The sequence below is a fragment of the Terrisporobacter sp. genome (assembly GCF_017888745.1).
Lineage (GTDB): Bacteria > Bacillota > Clostridia > Peptostreptococcales > Peptostreptococcaceae > Terrisporobacter.
Map to the genome: position 1 here is coordinate 1 of NZ_JAGHFM010000071.1, position 21,913 is coordinate 21,913.

The 21,913-nt window shown below is 27.8% G+C and carries 23 protein-coding genes and 1 riboswitch; of the genes, 19 read left to right on the plus strand and 4 right to left on the minus strand.

The window, feature by feature from the left end; translation table 11 throughout:
- The 9 genes from J7G74_RS03300 to J7G74_RS03340 all read left to right on the plus strand — a co-directional run.
- Window positions 1-326, plus strand: a 326-nt coding sequence (locus tag J7G74_RS03300; protein ID WP_443081638.1) for an ATP synthase beta subunit C-terminal domain-containing protein, incomplete at its 5' end; no start/stop codon positions are given.
- 3 nt (window positions 327-329) lie between these two features.
- A complete protein-coding gene (locus tag J7G74_RS03305) occupies window positions 330-608 on the plus strand; it encodes a FoF1 ATP synthase subunit delta/epsilon (protein ID WP_297131940.1) in 279 nt (92 codons plus the stop codon).
- Between the two features lie 192 nt (window positions 609-800).
- Window positions 801-1,178, plus strand: a complete 378-nt coding sequence (gene acpS / locus J7G74_RS03310) for a holo-ACP synthase (protein WP_297131943.1) — start codon at window positions 801-803, stop codon at window positions 1,176-1,178.
- A 54-nt stretch (window positions 1,179-1,232) separates the two neighbouring features.
- Complete coding sequence (gene gerS / locus J7G74_RS03315; RefSeq protein ID WP_297131945.1) at window positions 1,233-1,826, plus strand: germination lipoprotein GerS; 594 nt, start codon at window positions 1,233-1,235, stop codon at window positions 1,824-1,826.
- Window positions 1,827-2,173: 347 nt separating this feature from the next.
- Window positions 2,174-2,455 (plus strand): antitoxin, encoded by a 282-nt coding sequence (locus tag J7G74_RS03320; RefSeq protein ID WP_297131947.1) that lies wholly within the window; start codon window positions 2,174-2,176, stop codon window positions 2,453-2,455.
- Window positions 2,448-2,813 (plus strand): type II toxin-antitoxin system PemK/MazF family toxin, encoded by a 366-nt coding sequence (locus tag J7G74_RS03325; RefSeq protein ID WP_297131949.1) that lies wholly within the window; start codon window positions 2,448-2,450, stop codon window positions 2,811-2,813. Before J7G74_RS03320 ends, J7G74_RS03325 begins: the two co-directional genes overlap by 8 nt.
- 153 nt (window positions 2,814-2,966) lie before the next feature.
- Window positions 2,967-3,794, plus strand: coding sequence for a transketolase (locus tag J7G74_RS03330; protein WP_297131952.1), 828 nt, complete (start codon window positions 2,967-2,969; stop codon window positions 3,792-3,794).
- The gene (locus tag J7G74_RS03335; RefSeq protein WP_297131954.1) at window positions 3,787-4,719 is read left to right on the plus strand and encodes a transketolase family protein; all 933 of its coding nucleotides are present in this window, start codon (window positions 3,787-3,789) and stop codon (window positions 4,717-4,719) included. The genes J7G74_RS03330 and J7G74_RS03335 overlap by 8 nt, the downstream gene beginning before the upstream one ends.
- Window positions 4,720-4,966: 247 nt before the next feature.
- Window positions 4,967-5,386 (plus strand): hypothetical protein, encoded by a 420-nt coding sequence (locus J7G74_RS03340; RefSeq protein WP_297131957.1) that lies wholly within the window; start codon window positions 4,967-4,969, stop codon window positions 5,384-5,386.
- Window positions 5,387-5,432: 46 nt separating this feature from the next.
- Here J7G74_RS03340 and J7G74_RS03345 read toward each other — a convergent pair whose 3' ends face one another.
- On the minus strand, window positions 5,433-6,011 hold the full coding sequence (locus tag J7G74_RS03345) for a 5-formyltetrahydrofolate cyclo-ligase (RefSeq protein WP_297131959.1): 579 nt from the start codon (window positions 6,009-6,011) through the stop codon (window positions 5,433-5,435).
- Between the two features lie 164 nt (window positions 6,012-6,175).
- Between J7G74_RS03345 and J7G74_RS03350 the strand changes: the two genes are divergently transcribed.
- Window positions 6,176-7,330 carry a S41 family peptidase gene (locus J7G74_RS03350; RefSeq protein ID WP_297131961.1) on the plus strand — a complete coding sequence of 385 codons (1,155 nt, stop codon included), beginning with the start codon at window positions 6,176-6,178 and terminating at the stop codon, window positions 7,328-7,330.
- Window positions 7,331-7,844: 514 nt separating this feature from the next.
- On the opposite strand, the gene J7G74_RS03355 is transcribed toward J7G74_RS03350, so the two are convergent.
- Window positions 7,845-8,036 carry a hypothetical protein gene (locus J7G74_RS03355; RefSeq protein WP_297131963.1) on the minus strand — a complete coding sequence of 64 codons (192 nt, stop codon included), beginning with the start codon at window positions 8,034-8,036 and terminating at the stop codon, window positions 7,845-7,847.
- 217 nt (window positions 8,037-8,253) lie between these two features.
- On the opposite strand from J7G74_RS03355, the gene cobT reads away from it, so the two are divergent.
- The 4 genes from cobT to J7G74_RS03375 are packed head-to-tail and all read left to right on the plus strand — an operon-like array spanning window position 8,254 to window position 11,267.
- Complete coding sequence (gene cobT, locus J7G74_RS03360) at window positions 8,254-9,300, plus strand: nicotinate-nucleotide--dimethylbenzimidazole phosphoribosyltransferase (protein ID WP_297131964.1); 1,047 nt, start codon at window positions 8,254-8,256, stop codon at window positions 9,298-9,300.
- A 21-nt stretch (window positions 9,301-9,321) separates the two neighbouring features.
- The gene (gene cobU / locus J7G74_RS03365; protein ID WP_297131966.1) at window positions 9,322-9,879 is read left to right on the plus strand and encodes a bifunctional adenosylcobinamide kinase/adenosylcobinamide-phosphate guanylyltransferase; all 558 of its coding nucleotides are present in this window, start codon (window positions 9,322-9,324) and stop codon (window positions 9,877-9,879) included.
- 5 nt (window positions 9,880-9,884) lie between these two features.
- The gene (gene cobS, locus J7G74_RS03370; RefSeq protein ID WP_297131968.1) at window positions 9,885-10,652 is read left to right on the plus strand and encodes an adenosylcobinamide-GDP ribazoletransferase; all 768 of its coding nucleotides are present in this window, start codon (window positions 9,885-9,887) and stop codon (window positions 10,650-10,652) included.
- 9 nt (window positions 10,653-10,661) lie between these two features.
- The gene (locus J7G74_RS03375; RefSeq protein WP_297131971.1) at window positions 10,662-11,267 is read left to right on the plus strand and encodes a histidine phosphatase family protein; all 606 of its coding nucleotides are present in this window, start codon (window positions 10,662-10,664) and stop codon (window positions 11,265-11,267) included.
- A gap of 85 nt (window positions 11,268-11,352) precedes the next feature.
- Here the strand turns inward: J7G74_RS03375 and J7G74_RS03380 are convergent, their stop codons facing one another.
- Complete coding sequence (locus tag J7G74_RS03380) at window positions 11,353-12,468, minus strand: 4-hydroxybutyrate dehydrogenase (protein WP_297131973.1); 1,116 nt, start codon at window positions 12,466-12,468, stop codon at window positions 11,353-11,355.
- 274 nt (window positions 12,469-12,742) lie between these two features.
- Here J7G74_RS03380 and J7G74_RS03385 point away from each other — a divergent pair, with 274 nt between their 5' ends.
- The 5 genes from J7G74_RS03385 (at window position 12,743) to J7G74_RS03405 (ending at window position 20,559) form a co-directional block, all read left to right on the plus strand.
- Window positions 12,743-13,669, plus strand: a complete 927-nt coding sequence (locus tag J7G74_RS03385) for an AAA family ATPase (RefSeq protein ID WP_297131975.1) — start codon at window positions 12,743-12,745, stop codon at window positions 13,667-13,669.
- Window positions 13,670-13,688: 19 nt separating this feature from the next.
- Window positions 13,689-15,479: a VWA domain-containing protein gene (locus J7G74_RS03390; RefSeq protein ID WP_297131978.1), complete on the plus strand. Its 1,791-nt coding sequence runs from the start codon at window positions 13,689-13,691 to the stop codon at window positions 15,477-15,479.
- A 96-nt stretch (window positions 15,480-15,575) separates the two neighbouring features.
- Window positions 15,576-15,820: riboswitch (cobalamin riboswitch) on the plus strand.
- Window positions 15,821-16,136: 316 nt separating this feature from the next.
- A complete protein-coding gene (locus tag J7G74_RS03395; RefSeq protein WP_297131979.1) occupies window positions 16,137-18,377 on the plus strand; it encodes a DUF3553 domain-containing protein in 2,241 nt (746 codons plus the stop codon).
- A gap of 9 nt (window positions 18,378-18,386) precedes the next feature.
- Window positions 18,387-19,682: a M18 family aminopeptidase gene (locus J7G74_RS03400; RefSeq protein WP_297131981.1), complete on the plus strand. Its 1,296-nt coding sequence runs from the start codon at window positions 18,387-18,389 to the stop codon at window positions 19,680-19,682.
- Between the two features lie 352 nt (window positions 19,683-20,034).
- Window positions 20,035-20,559: a peptidylprolyl isomerase gene (locus J7G74_RS03405; RefSeq protein ID WP_297131985.1), complete on the plus strand. Its 525-nt coding sequence runs from the start codon at window positions 20,035-20,037 to the stop codon at window positions 20,557-20,559.
- A 213-nt stretch (window positions 20,560-20,772) separates the two neighbouring features.
- On the opposite strand, the gene J7G74_RS03410 is transcribed toward J7G74_RS03405, so the two are convergent.
- The gene (locus J7G74_RS03410; RefSeq protein ID WP_297131983.1) at window positions 20,773-21,684 is read right to left on the minus strand and encodes a manganese-dependent inorganic pyrophosphatase; all 912 of its coding nucleotides are present in this window, start codon (window positions 21,682-21,684) and stop codon (window positions 20,773-20,775) included.
- Between the last annotated feature and the right edge of the window lie 229 nt (window positions 21,685-21,913).

Consider the following 21,913-nt stretch of genomic DNA (forward strand, 5'->3'; position numbering starts at 1 on the left):
ATTATGCAGTAGCTAGAGGAGTACAATCTATACTTCAAAGATATAAAGAATTACAAGATATAATCGCTATACTTGGTATGGATGAATTATCTGATGAAGATAAGGTAATAGTTGCTCGTGCTAGAAAAATACAAAGATTCCTTTCTCAACCTTTCACAGTTGGGGAACAATTTACGGGAATACCAGGTAAATATGTACCAGTAAAAGAAACTGTAAGAGGTTTCAAAGAAATATTAGAAGGAAAGCATGACGACCTACCAGAATCAGCATTCTTATTTGTAGGAACAATAGAGGAAGCTGTTGCGAAAGCAAAGGAGAGTAGATAGGTCATGGCAAGTATATTTCCATTAGAAATAGTTACTCCAGAAAAAGTTTTCTACAAGGGTGATGTAGAAATGGTTATCACTAGAACAACACAAGGTGATAGAGCTGTTCTTAAAAATCATATACCGTTTGTAGTTGGTTTAGTAAATGGAGAATTAAGAATAAAAAAAGACGGAAAATTTATATCGGGTCAAATATCTGAAGGCTTCATGACAGTTAGTAAAGAAAAAACAACTATACTAACTGAGTCTGCTAAGTGGAACGATGAAGTCAAAGGACTTTAATACTACAATATAAATTTATTAAAAAGAGATTAGGGAAATCCTAGTCTCTTTTTAATTGTAAGGAAATTGTTAATACTAGCAAAATGAACTTTTTATATTATTATATGTTATTCATATCATTGCATTTATAAAAAATGTATATAATTAATATAGTACAATTATTAATTATATAAGATGTTAAAGGAGAAATTTATGAATATTATAGATATAGGAATAGATATTATAGAAATAGAGAGAATAAGAGAAGCTTTAAATAAAAAGGGAAATTTTCTAAAAAAGATGTTTACAGACAAAGAAATTAAAATGTTTGAACAGAAGGGCAATAGTGTTCAAACTATAGCAGGAAATTTTGCAGCTAAAGAAGCCATTAGCAAGTCTTTAGGTTTAGGTATAAGGGGTTATAATTTTAGAGATATAGAGATATTAAGAGATGACTTAGGAAAACCTATAGTAAAAACTTATAATAATTTAGAACAGATTTGCATAAACTATAGTGTTTTAGAAATAAAAGTATCAATATCTCATGGGAGAGATTATGCTGTTGCAAATGCTATTGCATTTAAAGAATAGAAGAAATAAATATTTATATTGTTTTATAGATGTAAAAAGAATAGGAGGTAGTATGTGAAAAATAAGTTGGTAATATTGTTGATGACTTTTGTAATAACAGTAATATCTGTTTCAATTGGATGTGAACGAAAAGAATATACTAAAGAGGAAATATATGATGATTTTCAAAAACAACTTACTAAGATAACATCATATACTTGTATAGCAAATGTAGAAGCAATAGGTAATAAGACTACTACAGAATATGTTTTAAAACATACATATAAAAAGCCTGATTATTATAAGTTAGAAGTGAAATCACCAGAAAACATCAAAGGAAAAGTGATGGAGTATAAAGGTGATAAGTTAACAGTACATAATCCTAATATTAATGACACAATAGAACTACCAAATGTAAATAATGACAGCCATTATCTCTTCATTGGAGACTTTATAAAGAATTATCTAGAAAATGAATCAGTTGTATTGGAATCTACACAAGATCAATTAAAAATAGAAATAGAAATACCGGGAGATAATAAGTATTTTAATAAACAAATATTATATATAAATAATAAGACTAAAAATCCAGAAAAAATGGAAATAATAGATTATGAAGAATCACCTAGATTTATAGTAACATATGAAGATTTTAAATATGAGAAGTAATCAATAGTAGTAAATCAACCCAAGAGAAATCTAGATGACATAATAATTAATGATATCAAAATAAAAAAGGATACTAAAAGTCATAGTAAAATAATAGTTAATGTATATATTTTATAATAATTTTTTTGCTCCAAAAATGATTATTAAAGACATAAAAAAGGTTGTGCAGGTTATAATAGTTAACAAAGGGTATGCGACTGGAAAAAAGAGCAACAGGGTATTATATTTGAGCTAGCTTATATAATGTACAATGGTTATGTGTGCTTATATGGAAACAAATGCAATTTTACAATCATTCATCAATCTGATAAAATAAAAAGAGATATTGTTCTCTGGGAGGCGATTTTGTGAGCAATAAGAATAAAGAAAAAATTATTTTTACTTTACCTGACTATATTTTATCTGAAGTTGATCAAATAGTTCAGATGGAAAATAGCAACAGAGAAGATTTTGCAAAGGCGGCTTTTCAGTTCTATATAACTCAGAAAAAGAAAATAAGCTTAAAAGAAAGCATGATAAAGGGTTATAAAGAAATGGCAAACATTAACTTATCATTAGCGGAGCTTGGTATGACGGATGAAGTATCTTTAAATGATGATTCTCCAGGAGACATAGCAAAAGTTGAGTAATCTTAGCTTAGATATTAAGCGAGGAGATTTATTTTATGCAGATTTAAGTCCAGTTGTAGGTTCGGAACAAGGTGGCGTTAGGCCTGTTTTAATCATTCAAAATAATATAGGAAATAAATATAGCCCTACTGTTATAATAGCGGCTATAACATCCCAGATTAATAAAGCAAAATTGCCGACTCATATAGAGATAAGTTCCAGCGAATATGGGCTTAATAAAGACTCTGTTATTCTCTTAGAGCAGATAAGAACAATAGATAAAAAGCGTCTAAGAGAAAAAATTGGTTATCTAGATAATAAGACTATGCTAAAAGTAAATAATGGATTGCAAATAAGTTTAGACCTATTTAGCATATAAAAAATTATTGATATAGTAGCATATCAATAATTTTTTTGTTTTATATACAAAAAACACAAAAAATTACATAAAGATGATATAATATAATGAGATTTAAATACAATATGGCTAATTAACCAATAGCCTCAGTATATAACTAGGGAGGTAAATTACATGAGAGACCATAAAGGATTAAATGAAATTACTAATTTGATAAGAAAAGATATTGTCTCAATGATAGGTAAATCTAAATCAGGGCATCCAGGAGGGTCATTATCAGCAGTTGAAATATTAACAGCTCTTTATTTTGACCAAATGAATGTAGATCCAACAAACCCAAAGATGGAAGATAGAGATAGATTTGTTTTATCAAAAGGTCATGCAGCACCAGCATTATATGCTACTTTGGCTGAAAGAGGATACTTTGATAAAGAAGAATTAAACTATTTAAGAAAAACAGGAAGTATGCTTCAAGGTCATCCAGATATGAAAAAGATTCCGGGAGTTGAAATGTCAACAGGTTCTTTAGGACAAGGATTTTCAGTTGCTTGTGGAATGGCAATGGCATCTAAATTAGATAATGCCCCATGGAATGTTTATGCATTACTTGGTGATGGAGAGGTTCAAGAAGGTATAGTTTGGGAAGCGGCTATGAGTGCGGCACACTATAAACTTGATAATATGATAGCTTTTCTTGATTATAATGGACTTCAAATCGATGGAGAAGTTGAGTCAGTAATGAACATTAATCCTATAGAAGATAAGTTTAAGACTTTTGGATGGAATGTAATAACAATCGATGGCCATGACTTCGACCAAATATTTGCAGCTTTAGATATGGCAAAAGATACAGTAGATAAACCAACAATGATAATAGCAAAAACTATAAAAGGTAAGGGAGTGTCTTTCATGGAAAATCAAGCTTCATGGCATGGAAGTGCACCAAATGAAGAACAAGTTGAACAAGCATTATCAGAATTAGGAGGTGCTTTCCATGAGTAATAAAATAGCAACTAGAGATGCTTACGGAAAAGCTTTAGTAAAATTAGGACAAATAAATGATGATGTAGTAGTTTTAGATGCAGACTTATCTAAATCAACTAAAACGAATGATTTCTTTAAAGCATATCCAAATAGATTTTTCAATATGGGAATAGCAGAACAAAACTTAGTAGGAGCAGCTTGTGGTTTTGCAGCAGCAGGAAAAATTCCTTTTGCAAGTACATTTGCAATGTTTGCTACAGGAAGAGCATTTGAAGTTATAAGAAACTCTGTATGCTATCCAAAATTAAATGTAAAAATATGTGCAACACATGCAGGGATAACAGTTGGAGAAGATGGTGGTTCTCATCAAAGTGTGGAAGATATATCACTAATGAGATCTATACCAAACATGACTGTATTAGTTCCAGCAGATGGAATAGAAGCTGAAAAAATGATACTTGAAGCAGCTAAATTTAATGGACCGATGTATGTTAGACTTGGAAGAAGTGCAGTTCCTACATTATTTGATGAAAATTATGAATTCAAAATAGGAAAGGGAGCTGTATTAAGAGATGGTAATGATGCTACAATTATTGCTTGCGGTATTATGGTAAACGAAGCTTTAGTAGCAGCAGACATATTAAAAGCAGAAAACATAGATGTTAGAGTAATAAATATGTCAACAATAAAACCTATAGATACAGAATTAATAATTAGTGCAGCTAAAGAAACTAAAGCTATAGTAACTGCTGAAGAACATAGTGTTATTGGTGGTTTAGGATCAGCTGTTAGTGAAGTTGTATCAGAAAATCATCCAGTAATAGTTAAAAAAGTTGGAATGAACGATACTTTTGGAGAGTCAGGAACTCCTAATGAATTATTAGAAAAGTATGGTTTAACAGCTAAAAACATATCGGATAAAGTAAGAGAAGCACTAAAATAGAAATAGATATTTTAAGCGTATTTAATATTTTATTAAATACGCTTTTTAAATTGTAATGAAATTATGCTTTATCTGATTTGTATATAAATATAATTTCCAGCATATTAACTCTGAGTAATAGATGAAGTGGCTGTCGATATGAAATTGAGTGACTATGTAGTGGCTTAAGCGAAGTGAATTTTTGATTGCAAAATAATTCTACTATATAATATTCCTTCATATATTTATAAGAGATAGGAGGGATAATGTGGAGATTAAGTTTAATATCAAAGGAGTAATTTACGGAGTACTATTAACATTATTTATAGTATTAGGTTTCGTATTTATACCTAAGCTATTTTTAGACACATCTAAACCAGTTGATTTCACAATGGTTCAGAGAGAATCTATACCAGATAAAATATTAGATATTATGGATAAGTATAAAGACGAAGAGAGGGCATTAGCAGTAAGATTAGAAAATAAAATTTATGTAATCGTAACAAGAGGAGAAGAAGATAAAGGTATAGAGATAGACAAAATTACAGTAGACACTATGGATGAAAAAACTGTGATGACAGTTAATATTACATATAAGGAAAAGGAAGAATCAAATCCTTTTGTAGTAGCTGAAACAAATTTAAAATCTTTGCCAGATAAAATTCAATTAAACACGTTTAAAGAATAATAAGAAAAGGACCTTTGAATCATATATTCAAGGGTCCTAATGTAATTTAAACGGATTTATTAGGTTTTAAAATTCTTGATTCTGTTATAATATAGTCTAGCTGAGCATCATGAGGCTCTTTTGGTACTTCATCAAATATTTGTAAATCAAAAGCTATTCCTATAGTAACTGCATCTTCTCTGATATTTTCCAAAAATCTATCGTAAAATCCTCCGCCATACCCAAGTCTGAAACCATTTATATCATAAGCTACTGCAGGTACGATTACTACGTCTATATTTTTGATATTTATTTCTGGAGAACAATCGGATTTAGGTTCTCTAATATTATAAGCGCCATATTTTATTCCATTTTCAAAATCTGTTATTTGAGAAGGTATTAATACTTTTTCCTTAATTATAGTAATTGGTGATGCTACAATTTTACCCATGGATATTAGTTCTTTTATTAAATCATCTGTTATAACTTCATTGTTAAAGTCTAGATAAAGCATAATAGTATTAGAATTTTTTATACAATCCATTTGAAGTAATTTATTTTTAATTATGTCAGAGTTTTTCTTAATAAAATCAGGTTGTTGTTTTTTTCTAAGATTAATGACTTTTTTTCTAAATTCTTTTTTCATATAATCTACACCCCTTATTGTGGTATTATATAATTACCATATTTTGTTCTTAATATAAAGTTTAGTTAAGTTAGGGTATTAAATCAATAGGATTGATAAATAGTAATAAAAAGACAGGCTAGTCATATAATATATAGTAGATTAATTAAAGGAGATGTGAACAAATGATATCTAAGAAAAGGGCTTTTATATATTCTATTGTTCTAATTATAGTAACTATAATTGGGACAACTATGTTTCAAATAACTTTTGGAGATAAAGTAATAATATCCAAGGAGCTATATGAATCTTATGCTAAATATAATAAACTCTTAGGACTAGAGGAACTTATAAAAGAGGATTATTATCAAGAGGTATCTGAAGATAACTTAGTAGATGGTGCACTGAAAGGATTGTTTGAAGGACTTGATGATCCGTATTCACAATACTATACAGTAGAAGAATTTAAAAGTTTACAGGAACAAACTAGTGGTTCATTTGTAGGTATAGGTGTTTATATAGGAATAAATCCAGAGGATAATAATATAACAATAATTTCACCAATAGAGGGTTCTCCAGCATATGAAGCAGGAATTAAAGCAGGAGACGTCGTATTAAGTGTAGATGGACAATCTGTTGATCCAACTAAACTTGATGAAGTAACAAAAAAAATAAAAGGTAAAGAAAATACATATGTAAAATTAAAAGTCAAAAGAGGTAATAAAGAATTAGACTTTAATGTGGAGAGACAGAAAATAGTTACTAAAAGTGTTAGCAGTGAAGTTATGGATGAAGATGTAGGATATTTAAGAATAACATCCTTTGATGAAAATACATATGAAGAATTTAAAGAACATTTAACTAGTCTACAAAAACAAGGAATAAAAGGTCTTGTAATAGACTTAAGAGATAATCCAGGCGGATTATTAGATATATGCGTTGATATAGCAGATGATATAATAGGAAAAGGTACTATAGTTTATACAAAAGATAATTCAGGTGATAAAGAATATTATAAATCTGACGAAAAAGAGTTAGATCTTTCTATAGCAGTATTAATTAATGGAGGTAGTGCATCAGCTTCAGAAATCTTAACTGCTGCATTAGTCGATAATAATAAAGCTGTTGCCATTGGTGAAACGTCTTTTGGTAAAGGATTAGTGCAAAGTGTTAAGCAACTTAAAGATGGAACTGGATACAAGTTGACAACTGCTCAGTATTATACTCCAAATGGAGATTATATAAATAAAAAAGGTATAACACCTGAAATTAAAGAATCTGACACTGAAAAACAATTAGAATCAGCTATAGAATATATAAAAGGAAAAATTAAGGAATAATTTTAATTCTTTGATTTAATAAATTATTATTGTTAATAATTTAAATATATAAGTAAAGATGCAGAAAAAATATTTTATTATAACTTAAAAAATATTAAAAAACATAATAAATTAAATAGTATAATATTTAAACAAAATACGACTCAATAAACTATAAAGCTAATAAAATTGCAAAAAAAATCAATTATTAAGAGGAAATATAGAAATAATATAGAATTACTTATATAAGTTAATAATCTTAAGTAGGAAGTGAGTTTATGAGTAAAACTATGGCAAAAGTTGTTAACTTTCAAGAATATAAGGATAAAAAGAAGCAATTAGAAGTTGACAGGAAAGAACTTTTAGAGCTTATTAAACAAATAGTGACTACGAAATAGGAGACATTTTGTCTCCTATTTTTAGTATTGTTTTATATTAAAATATCAAAAATATATATTATTTTTAAATTTTATGTATTATTTTTTATGTTTTAATTTTGAAAAATATAAAAGGAAGCAAAATGCTTCCTTTCAAATTAGTAACTTCTTAATCCACTAATATAATCCTGGAATTGATTAAATTCGTTTTCGTCTTGAAGATTAACTACAGTGGATTTTTCATCATAAAAATTCTTAAGATAAATATTTCTATTTCCTTCTGATCCATCTTGATAAATACATCTATACCCATCTTCATATAGGTTTTTTAGGTCGTTGAAATTTTCCATTCAATCATCTCCTTAAATATACTTATCTATTTATATTTTTTGAAAATATAAAAAATATATTCATGTAAATAAAATAAAGAAATGTTAAAAAATAAAACAAAATACTAGCTACTGTTAGCATATGTTAATATAATTAATTGTAGGATAAAGAAAAAATAAAGACATTAACAATTATTATGACATATATATAAGCATAATTTTTAGGGGGTAGGTAATAGTGAATTTAATTGAAAATATATCAAGAAACATTTATCCATTAGAAAAACAATACATGGAACAAGCTCAGCAAAGGCTTGATAGATTGATAAAACCAACTGGTAGTTTAGGAAAAATGGAAGGTATTTGTGTTCAATTAGCCGGAATTTATGGAAGAAAGTATTTTGATACATCTAAAAAAATTATAATAGCTTTTGCATGTGATCACGGAGTATATGAAGAAGGAGTTGCACCAGATCCACAAAATATAACTATATTACAATTTAAAAATTTTCCTCACAAAATAAACGGTGTAGGCACAATATCTAAGTTTGTAGGAGCTGATGTACTACCTGTTGATGTTGGTATAAACTGTGATGAAAAATTAGAAGGAGTATTAGATTATAAAATAAGAAAAGGAACTTCTAACATGGCAAAAGGTCCAGCTATGACTAGAAAAGAAGCTAAGAGATGCATAGAGATAGGGATAGAAATGGCTGAAAAGTGTATACAAGATGATTATACATTAATAGGAATAGGAGAGATGGGTATAGCAAATACTACTCCATCTACAGCTATAATATCAGCTATAGGTGGATTTGACCCAAGTGAAATAACAGGTATGGGAGCTGGTCTCAAAAAAGAATTAATACAACATAAAGCTAATGTAATTAGAAAGGCAATTGAATTAAATAAACCAAACTCAAAAGATTCTATAGATGTATTATCTAAAGTTGGTGGATTTGAAATAGGAGCTATGGCAGGTGTAATATTAGGATGTGCTGCAAATAGAACGCCAGTTGTATTAGATGGATTTATATCTTATGCAGCAGCATTATTAGCATATAACATTAATCCTAGAGTAAAAGACTATATGATAGCATCTCATTTATCAGCTGAGCCGGGTACAGAGAAGGTTCTTGGTATGATAGGATTAGAACCTTTCTTAGCTATGGGCATGAGACTTGGAGAAGGTAGTGGAGCTGCATTATCTTTTAATATAATAGAAGCTTCAAACTATGTATATAAAAATATGGCAACATTTGATGAGATAGATATGGGAAGATAAAATATCTAAAGGAGAAAGTACATGAGCAATATCATATTAGTAACGGGAGGAGCAAGATCTGGGAAAAGTAGTTTTGCAGAATCCCTTTGTATCAAACAAAATAACAGAACAGCTTATATTGCTACCTCTGTAGCATTTGATGATGAAATGAAAAATAGAGTAAAAAAACATCAAGAAAGTAGACCTAAGGAATGGAAAACTTATGAAATATACAAGGATATATATTCTATTATTCAAGAATTAGGTGAAAATCATGATACAGTTATAATGGACTGCGTAACATTAATGGTAAATAATTTGATGTTTACTTCTGATATAAATGTGGATAAAGCAACATCAGAAGAATTAAATGAATTAGAAAGTTATATCAGAGATCAGATACAAAAATTATTAGAAGTTGTGAAAAAGACTAATTTATACTTTGTAATAGTGACTAATGAAATTGGAATGGGTGTAGTTCCAGAAAATAAGCTTGCTAGAATATATGGAGACTTTGTTGGGCGAGCTAATCAACAGATTAGTAAAATGAGTGACGAGGTTTATTTTGTTGTAAGTGGAATTCCTATGAAAGTGAAGTGATATAAATGAAAAGATTTATAGGAATATTACAATTTATGACGAGGATACCAATTAAAGCTGATATAGGATTTGATGAGGAGTTTCATAAGTCTATAGTATATTTTCCTTTAGTTGGATTTGTTATAGGATTAATTTCATATTTAATTGGTGGATTAGCGATTAAAGTATTTGACCCTTTTGTAACATCTATATTAATAGTTGGTATAGAAGTTATAATAACAGGAGGACTTCATATTGATGGTTTAGGAGATACATTTGACGCCATATATAGTAATAGAGATAAAGACAGAATGCTAGAAATAATGAAAGATTCTAGATTAGGTACAAACTCTCTTTTAGCAATATTGTTTTTAGTATTAATAAAAATAGGAATTCTTACAAATATAATAAATGCTAATTTACTATGGGTGATTATATTTATGCCCCTTGTGTCTAGATTAGGTGTTATAATAATGCTTTATAAAACAGTAACACCTAGAAAAGTAGGAATGGGAAATATATTTATAGGTAAAGCAACATTGAGTATGTTCATAATAGCTATTTTATATTCTGTTGCCATAATAGTATTAGTTAGTAAATTTATATTTTTATCTCATAATTTATTGCTAATAAAACTACTTAGTTCTATTTTAATTGTTATGATATTTGATTACTTATTTAAGAATCATATTTATAAAAAAATTGATGGTGTAACAGGAGATATACTAGGGTGTACTATAGAACTTGGCGAGCTGATATTTATATTATATTCATACATAATAATGGTTATTTAAGGTGATGAAATGGTTAAATTAATTTTAGTAAGACATGCAATTACTATTTGTAATGAAGGTGGTAACTTATCTGGACTAACAGATAGTATTTTAAGTGAAGAAGGTAAATTACAAGTAGAAAAGTTAACTAATTATTTAAAAGATGAGAAGATAGATGAAATATATTCAACACCATTTTCTAGAACAAAAGAAACTATAAATAAATTAGCCAAGATTAAAAATATTGATATTATAGAGACGGATGAATTAAATGAAATAAATTTTGGAGCATTTGAAGGTCTGGGATTTGAATATATACAAAAAGAATATCCTGAAGAATTTGAAAAAATGATAAGTGAAGGATTTGATTATAAATATCCTCATGGAGAAAGTTTAAAAGATACTTTTTATAGGGTAGTGAAACAGTTAGATAATATAATAAAAGATAAAGATTCTAAGGTTATATTAATTTGTGCTCATGGAGGGACAATCAGAAATATAATTTCTTATTTAGTGACTAATGATTATAAATATCATTGGAATTTTAAAATAGATAATTCTTCTGTTTCTGTAATAGAGATAGATAATAACTTTGCGGTAATTAATAAATTAAATGATACAAGTTTTTTAATATAAAATAATCCCCTAAGAATTAATTTTTTAGGGGATTATTTTTGTATTAATAGTATTTTTACAGTTTAGTTTTAAGTAAATTTATATACTAATATAGGGACTTATAAATTCCATAAATAGTATCCTTATCTAGATGAATGTATGCATTTCCCATTAGTCTACCTTGTTTTGTTACTACATTTTCAGTGAAAATCATAAGATCTTCTTCTTTGGCTCCATATCCTTGTAATGATTTTTTAGGGAGTATTTTGTAAAGAAGTTTTTCAGCTTCATCAAATACATTTTCTTCATCACAATTAAGTATATCTGATAATAATTTACATAGTTCTTTTATTTTTCCATCAGGGTTTAATTTCATGTATGTTTTGAATATCTCAGTGAAAAATACATAGTTTGATTCTCCGTGAGGCACATGATAGAAAGAACCAAGAGGGTAACTCATAGCATGTACTGCACCGCATCCTGCATTCCCAAAAGCAATTCCTGCATATGTGCTTGCTATTAAGAAATTATCAAGAAGATTTTCTAAGCTTTGATGACCTTCGTTTGAAATAGTTTTAAATCCATTTAAAATCATTTTTATAGCTTCTTTTGAGTACATTTCTGTAAATACAGAGGATTTAGGAGATACAAAGGATTCTATTGCATGAATTAATGCATCTATTGCACTAGCAGCAAATACCTTAAAAGGAAGAATACTTAAAAGTTCTGGTATCAAAATAGCATAGTCAGCAAGTATTTCATCATGAGCAAGACCGAACTTACTATTTAATGAACTTAAATGTAGTACAGAAATATTAGTAACTTCACTTCCAGTACCACAAGTAGTTGGTATAAGTATTAATTCCTTGACTTTTTTAGGAGGAAATTTCTTTTCAAATAAATCACATACAGGACTTATTTGTTCTAGTACAAAAAGTTTTGCAACATCTAAGATACTTCCTCCACCTATTCCAATTACTCTTTTATAATTTATATCTTTTACATCATTATAGATTCCTTCAACCATTTTATCACTTGGCTCTCCATTTCCGTAATTTCTCCTATAAATTACAGTAGCACCATTGATATAAGATTCAAAGAATGGCTTATATATATACTCGTTTGTAATTATTAAATCTCCTTCTCCGATGTTGAATTCTGAGCAGAATTCCATACATCTATCAAAGGTAATAATTTCAGGTGATAACTTAAAATTTTTCATAACTACTCCTTATCCAAATATAAATTTAGCAAAATTTTTATATAATTTTATTTATGGTTTTATTATGGTAATTATATCATATTATATTTATGAAAATTAATTTCCATATAAATTTATAATTAAAAAATAATAAGATTTAGGAGAAATTAGAAAATTACAGTTAGGTATTTAGATTAAATATACTATACTTTTATTAAGTATAAAAGAATAAGATTTTATAAATTATTTTGGGGGATATTATAATAATAAGGATTATTCAAAAAAGGAGATTATTATGGATATAATAGAAAACTTAAGAATACAAGGGGTAAGAGAATCTCTTATAGAAGACATAATACATTTTAGAAAAGAGTTTAAAGTAGATAAAGAAGTTGAACACAGGGTGACAAAATCACCAGCATTTTATATAGGGGAAGATATACTTTCTATGTGTATATCAGCGATTTTAGAAGAAGAGAATATTTTATTATCTGGACCAAAGGCCACAGGAAAAAATTTATTATCAGACAATCTATCTGAAATATTTGGGAGACCTCAGTGGAATACTTCTTTTCATATAAATACAGATAGTTCATCTTTGATTGGAACAGATACATTTATTGATAATGAAGTAAAGCTTAGAAGAGGTTCTGTATATGAATGCGCACTTCATGGTGGATTTGGAGTATTTGACGAAATTAATATGGCAAAGAATGATGCAATAGTAGTAGTACATTCTGCTTTAGATTATAGAAGAATTATAGATGTACCAGGATATGAAAGAATAAACTTACACCCAGCTACTAGATTTATAGGAACAATGAACTATGAATATGCAGGGACTAAGGAGCTAAATGAAGCTTTAGTATCTAGATTTTTGGTTATAGATATTCCAGCTGTAGATGAAGATAAATTAATGATGATTTTAAGAAGAGAGTTTCCATGTGCAGATGAAGAGAAATTAAATCAGTTTGCAGGAATATTTTTAGATTTACAGTTAAAATCTCAAAATGGAGAAATATCAACTAAGTCTATAGATTTAAGAGGGTTAATAGGTGCTCTAAAAACAATAAAAAGAGGATTAAAGCCAACTTTAGCTATAAATATGGGACTTACAGGCAAGACTTTTGATATTTATGAAAAAGAAATAGTAAATGATATTATAAGAACAAGAATACCGGAAAAATGGGAAAGTAAAGATATATTTTTGGTTAGAGAATAATCCAGGGTAGGTGATAAATATGAGTAATAATACTAACTGGATATATAATAATTATGAATTTGAAAATAGAATAAATAATTTATCCTGGACTATTTCTGGAAATTATGATGAAGACATAGATACTAGTGAGAAAGACTATTCTTCAAAGGATGTTTCTTTGTACTTTGCTATAATTGCAGGCGCTAGAAGGAAGTTTTTAGACTGGAATATTATAAAAAAATATATTATGAGTAGGATAAATAAAGGATATGACAAAGATATTTTAATGACACTTATACAAATAATTTTAAATTGTGTAGTTGAAAATAAAGTTATAAATGAAAGACCAGGTGTAGAAGAAATAAGAAATAAGGCATATTCTGATATATTAGCTAATTATAATAAGATACATAAAGAAGATATTTTACAAGCTTTAAAATATACTTTTATACTTGAATCTATGGATAGACATCCTATAGTCGATGGTCTAACAAGGAGAATAATTAATGATATTAAGACTATTGATTGTAGTGAAGAACTAATGAATATTTTAAAAAGATTAGATGAGATTTACTTGACTTATTTTGAGCATATAATGAATTCTCAACAGCAGGAAAAAAATATAAAGGATAAACAAATAAAAAATGTAAATGTAGATTTTGACACTTTTTCTGATTTTATGTATGAAGAATTATATATGGATGAAGACTCGACAGAGAGTATAGAAAGTGAAATTAATAATATATCTAATTCTATGTTGGTTGAAAATTTAGGTGAAATGAATGATATTAATTTAGAAAAATCACCAAATAGAACAATTTATGTGGATGAAACCATGGCACAAAAAATTTATGAAAAAGTAGAGTACTATTATGGAAAGGCATTTTTAAATGAAAATGATATAAGAAGAATAGAAACAAAATATTGTAGAGATGTTCATGAAGGATGTAGAATACACTTTACAGATGGAGTTTTGCGTTCTGAATGTAGTAATGCTTTTCAGTTAAAATACGTTACTAGACAAAAAGAAAATAATATTTTTAAATACAGAGACAATATAAAACTACATAAGAGAAGTATAAACAAATTGAAAGAAAGTATATCTAGAATACTAATAGAAGAAAGTGGGGTAGATAGAATTTATTCTGATAATGGGACTGTTTGTGCCAATAAAGCCTGGAGAATCAGAAGAAGTAATAATACTAAAGTATTTTATAAGGATATACAAAATGAAAAAGGTAAATATGTTATAGATATATTATTAGATGCTAGTGGATCTCAAAGTAGAAATCAGTTTAATGTGGCTATACAAGCATTTATTATTGCTAAGGCTCTTACTTTAGTTGGAATACCAAATAGAGTAATGGGATATCTTAGTTTTTTAGACTATACAGTATTAAAAAGATATAGAGATTACAATGATAATATAGATGCTTGTGAAAATATATTTGAATATTTTGCAGCAGGAAATAATAGAGACGGTTTAGCAATAAAAGCTACTTGTGATGCTTTATTAGAAAGAGAAGAGGAGAATAAAATTCTTATAATTCTTAGTGATGGAAAGCCTAATGATATAAAAATAGGAAAAGATAGATCTAGAAGTTTAAGAGGAGAAGCTAGTTATAAAGGAATAGTAGGTGTAAAAGATACAGCTTTAGAAGTAAGAAAAGCAAGGAAGCAAGGTATATTAGTTTTAGGTGTTTTTACAGGAAAAGAATCTGATTTAGAGTGGGAAAAAATAATTTATGGTAATGATTTTATATATACTAAGAATATAGAGAGATTTTCTGATATTGTTGCAATGTATTTAAAGAAAATTATCAGAAATTAATATTTTATAAGGGAAAAATATTAATAATTAAATGGTAAAATATAACAAATATATATGTTTATGTGCTATAATAAAAATATAGTAATGACAATTCAATAATTAAAAAATATTCTAGGTTCTTATTTTTTAAGATTAATAGGGAAAGAGGTGTAAATCCTCTGCAGCCCCCGCTACTGTAATGTGGACGAAACTTTTTAACCACTGTGAATTTTGAACAATGAATATACTTGAATTGATAACTAAAGTATATCATTAGTGATATGATAAAGGTGAATTTCATGGGAAGGGAAAGTATTAGGATGAAGCAAAGTCAGGAGACCTGCCTATAATATCAAGTGATTTCTTCGGGGATGGAGAAAATATCTTAATAATAATTTTTTTATTTGTAGATATTAGTACCTAATCCTAAGTTAGGTACTTTTTTAATTATTGATAATATACAATTTTGCCCTCAACCTATTTTATTTCAAAAATAGTTTGAAAATAGAATAACCCTTAACCTATTCCTTAGGATTCTCCAAAATCCTAAGGATTTTTTTCTATTATATATTTGTATTTAAATATTTATTGGTGGCAACCATTATAATATTATTGCATTTGAAGAAAATAAAGAATTAGATTAAAATATATTTATATGAGCATTATAGGAGGAAATATATGATTTTAGATATATTAGATAAATTAAATCCAGCTCAGAGAGAAGCGGTAGAAAATACAGAAGGAGCTGTATTAATATTAGCTGGGGCTGGATCAGGAAAAACTAGGGTTTTAACTACTAGAATAGGTCACCTTATGGAAAATAAGGGAGTAAAGGCTGAAAATATTTTAGCTATTACTTTTACAAATAAAGCGGCAAATGAGATGAGGGAAAGGGTAGAAGAAACCCTTGAAGGTACGGATACTAAGGAAATGTGGATTACTACATTCCACTCTTGTTGTGTTCGTATATTAAGAAAGAGTATTAATAAAATAGGTTATAATAGAAGTTTCGTAATTTATGATAGTGCTGACCAGGTAACTTTAGTTAAAGATTGCTTAAGAGAGTTAAATTTAAGTGATAAAGCATTTGATCCTAAAGTTATATTAAGTGCTATATCAAATGCTAAAGATAAGTTATATTCTCCTAAAAAATTCATTCAATTAAATGAAGGTGATATAACTAAAACTAAAATAGGCGAAATTTATGCTCTATATCAAGATCGTTTAAAAAGAAATAGTGCATTAGATTTTGATGACTTAATAATGAAGACAGTAGAATTGTTTAAAGAACATCCAGAGGTTTTAGATTTCTATAGAAATAAATTTAGATACATAATGGTAGATGAGTATCAAGATACAAGTAAAGCTCAGTACGAACTTATAAAATTATTAGCAAAACAACATCAAAATATTTGTGTCGTAGGAGATGATGACCAAAGTATTTATGGATGGAGAGGTGCTGATATAAGAAATATACTTGAATTTGAAAGGGATTATGATAATGTTCGTATTGTAAAATTAGAGCAAAACTATAGATCTACTCAAGTAATATTAGATGCTGCTAACCATGTTATTTCTAATAATATAGAAAGAAAAAGAAAAAAACTTTGGAGTGAACAAAAAGAAGGTCAATTAATTAAAATTCAATTAGATGAAAATGAAATTGAAGAAGGTGACTTCATATCAAATACCATATCTTATATGAGAAGATATGAAGGAAGAGATTATAAAGATTTTGCAGTTTTATATAGAGCAAATGCACAAGCACGTTCTATAGAAGATTCATTAAATAGAAATGGAATTCCATACAATATTTATGGTGGAATTAAATTCTACGAAAGAAAAGAAATAAAAGATATAATTGCGTATTTAAGAGTATTACAAAATCCTCAGGATGATATATCTTTAAAAAGAATTATAAACGTACCTAGACGTGGTATCGGTCTTAGAACAATAGAAAAAATAGAAGATAGAGCTAGTTTAAAAGAAGAAAGTTTATACTCTGTATTAATTGATATAGAAGATAATTCTGATATTTCAAGAAAAGCGAGAGCAAGTATAAGTGAATTTGTTGACTTAATGTCTACTTTAAGAAGTTTTACAGATGTATATTCTGTTAGTCAGGTTATAGAAAAGGTATTAGATGTTACTGGATATATAGATGAATTAGAAAAAGAAAAAAATGGTGAAGGTGAAGACAGAATAGAAAACTTAAAAGAATTTATATCTGTTGCCTTGGAATTTGAAAGTAGCAATGAGGATAAAAGTTTAGAGTCATTTTTAACTAATGTGGCATTATCTGCAGAACCGTCTAATGAAGAAGAAGAGGAGGACAGGGTTTCTTTAATGACTATACACTCATCAAAAGGTCTTGAATTCCCAGTTGTATTCTTAGCTGGTATGGAAGAAAAAATATTCCCAATAGCAAGGGCAATTAGTTCTATGAATGATTCAGAAATAGAAGAAGAAAGAAGACTTTGTTATGTAGGAATAACAAGGGCAAAGGAAGAACTATTTTTAACTTTAACAAGAAAAAGAACTTTATATGGTAGAACAAACCCTTCAATTGCATCTAGATTTATAGAAGAACTACCAGAGGAATGTATAGAAAGATTAAATAAAGAGCAAAAAGAATTAACTTATTCTAAAGCAAATTATAATATGCTTGATAAGTATACTAAAAAATATATGAATAATATGAACAAGGTTCAGGTAGCCCAAAAAGCTAAAGCTACTATAAAAAGTAGTAATGCAGAAAGTAGTATAGATGATATAAAATTAGGTGCTAAAGTTCATCATCCTAAGTTTGGTCTTGGGACAGTTGTTGCCTTAAAAGGACCAGATGTTACTATAGCATTTGATAATCAAGGAATAAAAACTATAAATAAGGAATATACAACTTTAGATATAGTTAAATAGGAGGAGTATATGAAAAGAGAATTTGCTACAGATTTATTGGATTATATATATAACAGTCCCACGGCTTTTAATGCAGTAAAAACAAGTGAAGAGCTATTAATATCAAATGGATTTACTGAATTAAAAATGAATAAAAAATGGGACTTGCAAGTTGGTGGAAGGTATTATCTAACTAAAAATTCATCTGCTTTGATAGCATTTGTGATTAATTCAGATAATATAGAAAATGAGGGGTTTAGGATAATAGGTTCTCATAGCGATTCTCCTACTTTTAGAATAAAACCTAATCCAGAAATGTGTGCTGAAAATACATATTTAAAACTAAATACAGAAGGGTATGGAGGGTCTATATTAAGTACTTGGTATGATAGACCATTAGCTATAGCTGGTAGGGTAGTTATTAAAAGTGAAGATATATTACATCCAAAAGAGGAAATTATAAATATTAATAAACCTATTTGTATAATACCAAGTTTGGCTATACACATGAACAGAAGTGTAAATGATGGTTATAAATTTAATAAACAGAAAGACACATTACCTTTAGTAGGTCTAATAAATGAAACTATGGAAAAAGATGATTTCTTGTTAAATGAAATTAGTAAACACTTGAAGATAGGTAGAAAAGATATTCTTGATTTTGATTTATTCTTATATGAGTTTGAAAAAGGTTGTTTAATTGGTCCTAATGAAGAGTTTATATCAACAGGAAGATTAGATAATTTATCTATGGCTCATGCTAGTTTACATGGTATTCTAGACGCAAAAGGTGAAAAAGGGATAAATATATCAGTTATATTTGATAACGAAGAAGTAGGGAGCTCAACTAAACAAGGTGCTGATTCTAACATGTTACTAAACGTATTGGAACGCATTTGTCTATGCCTTGGAAAGAGTAGAGAAGAATTCTTTACATCATTATATTCCTCTTTTATGATATCAGCAGATTTAGCTCATGCAGTTCATCCTAATATTAATGAAAAACATGACCCAACAAATAGACCGGTACTAGGTGAAGGACCAGTTATAAAAATAAGTGCTAATCAATCTTATACAAGTGATTCATTCTCAGCTGGAGTATATAAAAATATATGTGAAAAAGCTGGTGTAAAATATCAACAATTTGTAAATAGATCTGATGAAAGAGGAGGTTCAACTATTGGACCAATTTCTTCTACACATATAGATATACCATCTGTTGATGTAGGGAGTCCAATACTTGCTATGCACTCAATTAGGGAACTGGGAACTGTAGAAGATCACTTTAATATTTATAAGACATTTGTCGAATTTTATCAAATATAATAGAAACAAAAAGAAGAATTTTGAAAATATAGTCGGAAATTGTGAATAACACTTGTGTAGTATGTTAATAACCTGTTGAAAAGTGGATAAGTATGTGGATAAATTGATGATAAATAATAAAGTTTTTTATACGTATAAACTAAAATCTTGAAATTTACAGTATTAAAATATAATCGATTAAATGTGGACAATGTGGATAAAAATGTTAAGATATCCACAAATTTATATGAATAAATAATAATTCAGTAGATTAATTGTAAAATAGATAAAGAATAAAGTAGTTATTTTTTTAAGACTTGGTATATAATAACATATGAAAATACATAAGAATAAAAAGAAAGAAGGTACAATTATGGAAAATAAAAATCCTATAGTAACTATAGAAATGGAAAATGGAAAAGAAATAAAAATAGAACTATATCCTCATATAGCTCCAAACACGGTAAATAACTTTATAAGCTTAATAGATAAAAATTATTATGACGGAATAATATTCCACAGAGTAATAAAAGGATTTATGATACAAGGTGGATGCCCACAAGGAACAGGAATGGGTGGACCTGGATACTCAATAAAAGGTGAATTCTCAAGTAATGGATTTACAAATAATTTAAAACATGAAAGAGGAGTAATATCTATGGCTAGAACTATGATGCCAAATAGTGCTGGTTCTCAATTCTTTATAATGCATAAAAACTCACCACATTTAGATGGACAATATGCAGGATTTGGTAGAGTTATAGAAGGAATAGATGTTGTTGATGAAATAGCCAATACTCCTGTAGATAGAGGGGATAGACCTAAATCTGATCAAAAAATAAAAACTATGACAGTAGAAAAATTTGGGGTAGATTATCCAGAAGTTGAAAAAATGTAGTAAATTGGTAAAATTTCTAATAAATACTATTTACAACTCATAAATCTTCATTTACAATAGTTTAAGTAAATCCTAAAAAACACAAACACAAAACACCAGGTAAATAAACCATTGTAACAAAGAAAAAAACGACATTTTATAAAGAGAGTATCAACAGTGCTTTCATAAAAAAATGACACAGATAAATCTGTGTCATTTTTTTATATATATTAATTATATATTTTTAACTGCATCTGTTAATTTAGGTACTAATTGTTTTTTTCTAGAAACTATGCCTTCAGCGAATACACCTTGGGCAGCATTTACATTGAAAGCTTGAGATATTACTTTATCTTCACCTTTGTATATTAAGTAAGAACCTTCTTTGATAATATCAGTTATAGCAAGAACAACCATATCAAATTCAGTTTCGTTTATGTAAGATAAGAAATCATCTTCTTTAGAAAGTATAGAATCTATATCTAAGGTCATAACTTGTCCTATACCAACTCTTTTTCCACTCATATTGAATTCTTTAAAGTCCATATTTACTATTTCTTCTATAGAGAATCCATCTAATGAAGTTCCAGCTTTAAACATTTCCATTCCATATGATTCATAATCAACTTTAGCAATTTCAGCTAACTCATAAACAGCTTTTTTATCAAGCTCAGTAGTTGTTGGAGATTTAAATATTAAAGTATCTGATAATATAGCAGATATTAATAAACCAGCTATTTCATAAGGTACTTCTATGTTATTTTCTTTAAATAAGTTGTAAATTATTGTACAAGTACATCCAACAGGCATTATTCTTACCGAAATAGGAATATCTGTAGAAAGATTACCTATTTTATGGTGATCAACTATTTCTACTATATTAGCTTCTTCTATACCATCAGCAGTTTGAGCTATTTCATTGTGGTCAACTAAAACAACATCTTGACCTTTTATTTTTGAAGGATCAAGTATTTCTGGTAATTCTACTTTGAAGTAATCTAAAACGAATTTAGCTTCCTTTCTAGGCTCTTCTAATGCATAAGCTTTTGCATCCATTCCTAATTTATTTTTTAAGTATGCTAATGAAATTGCTGAGCATACTGAATCTGTATCTGGACTTTTATGTCCGAAAACAAATAAACTCATTAAAAAACTCCTCTCTCATTTAACCATTATAGTAATTAAATTTTTATATTAATTAAAATTATATACTAAATAAAATAATATTTAATAGTATCTTGATACAAAATTAATTATATCAAAATGATTGTGAAAGTTACAGTAATATATTGATATTAGATAATTTTATTATTGTCTAATAGTTTTATTGCGATAACATAAAAATAAATTATTTAAATAATATATAATAATTGTA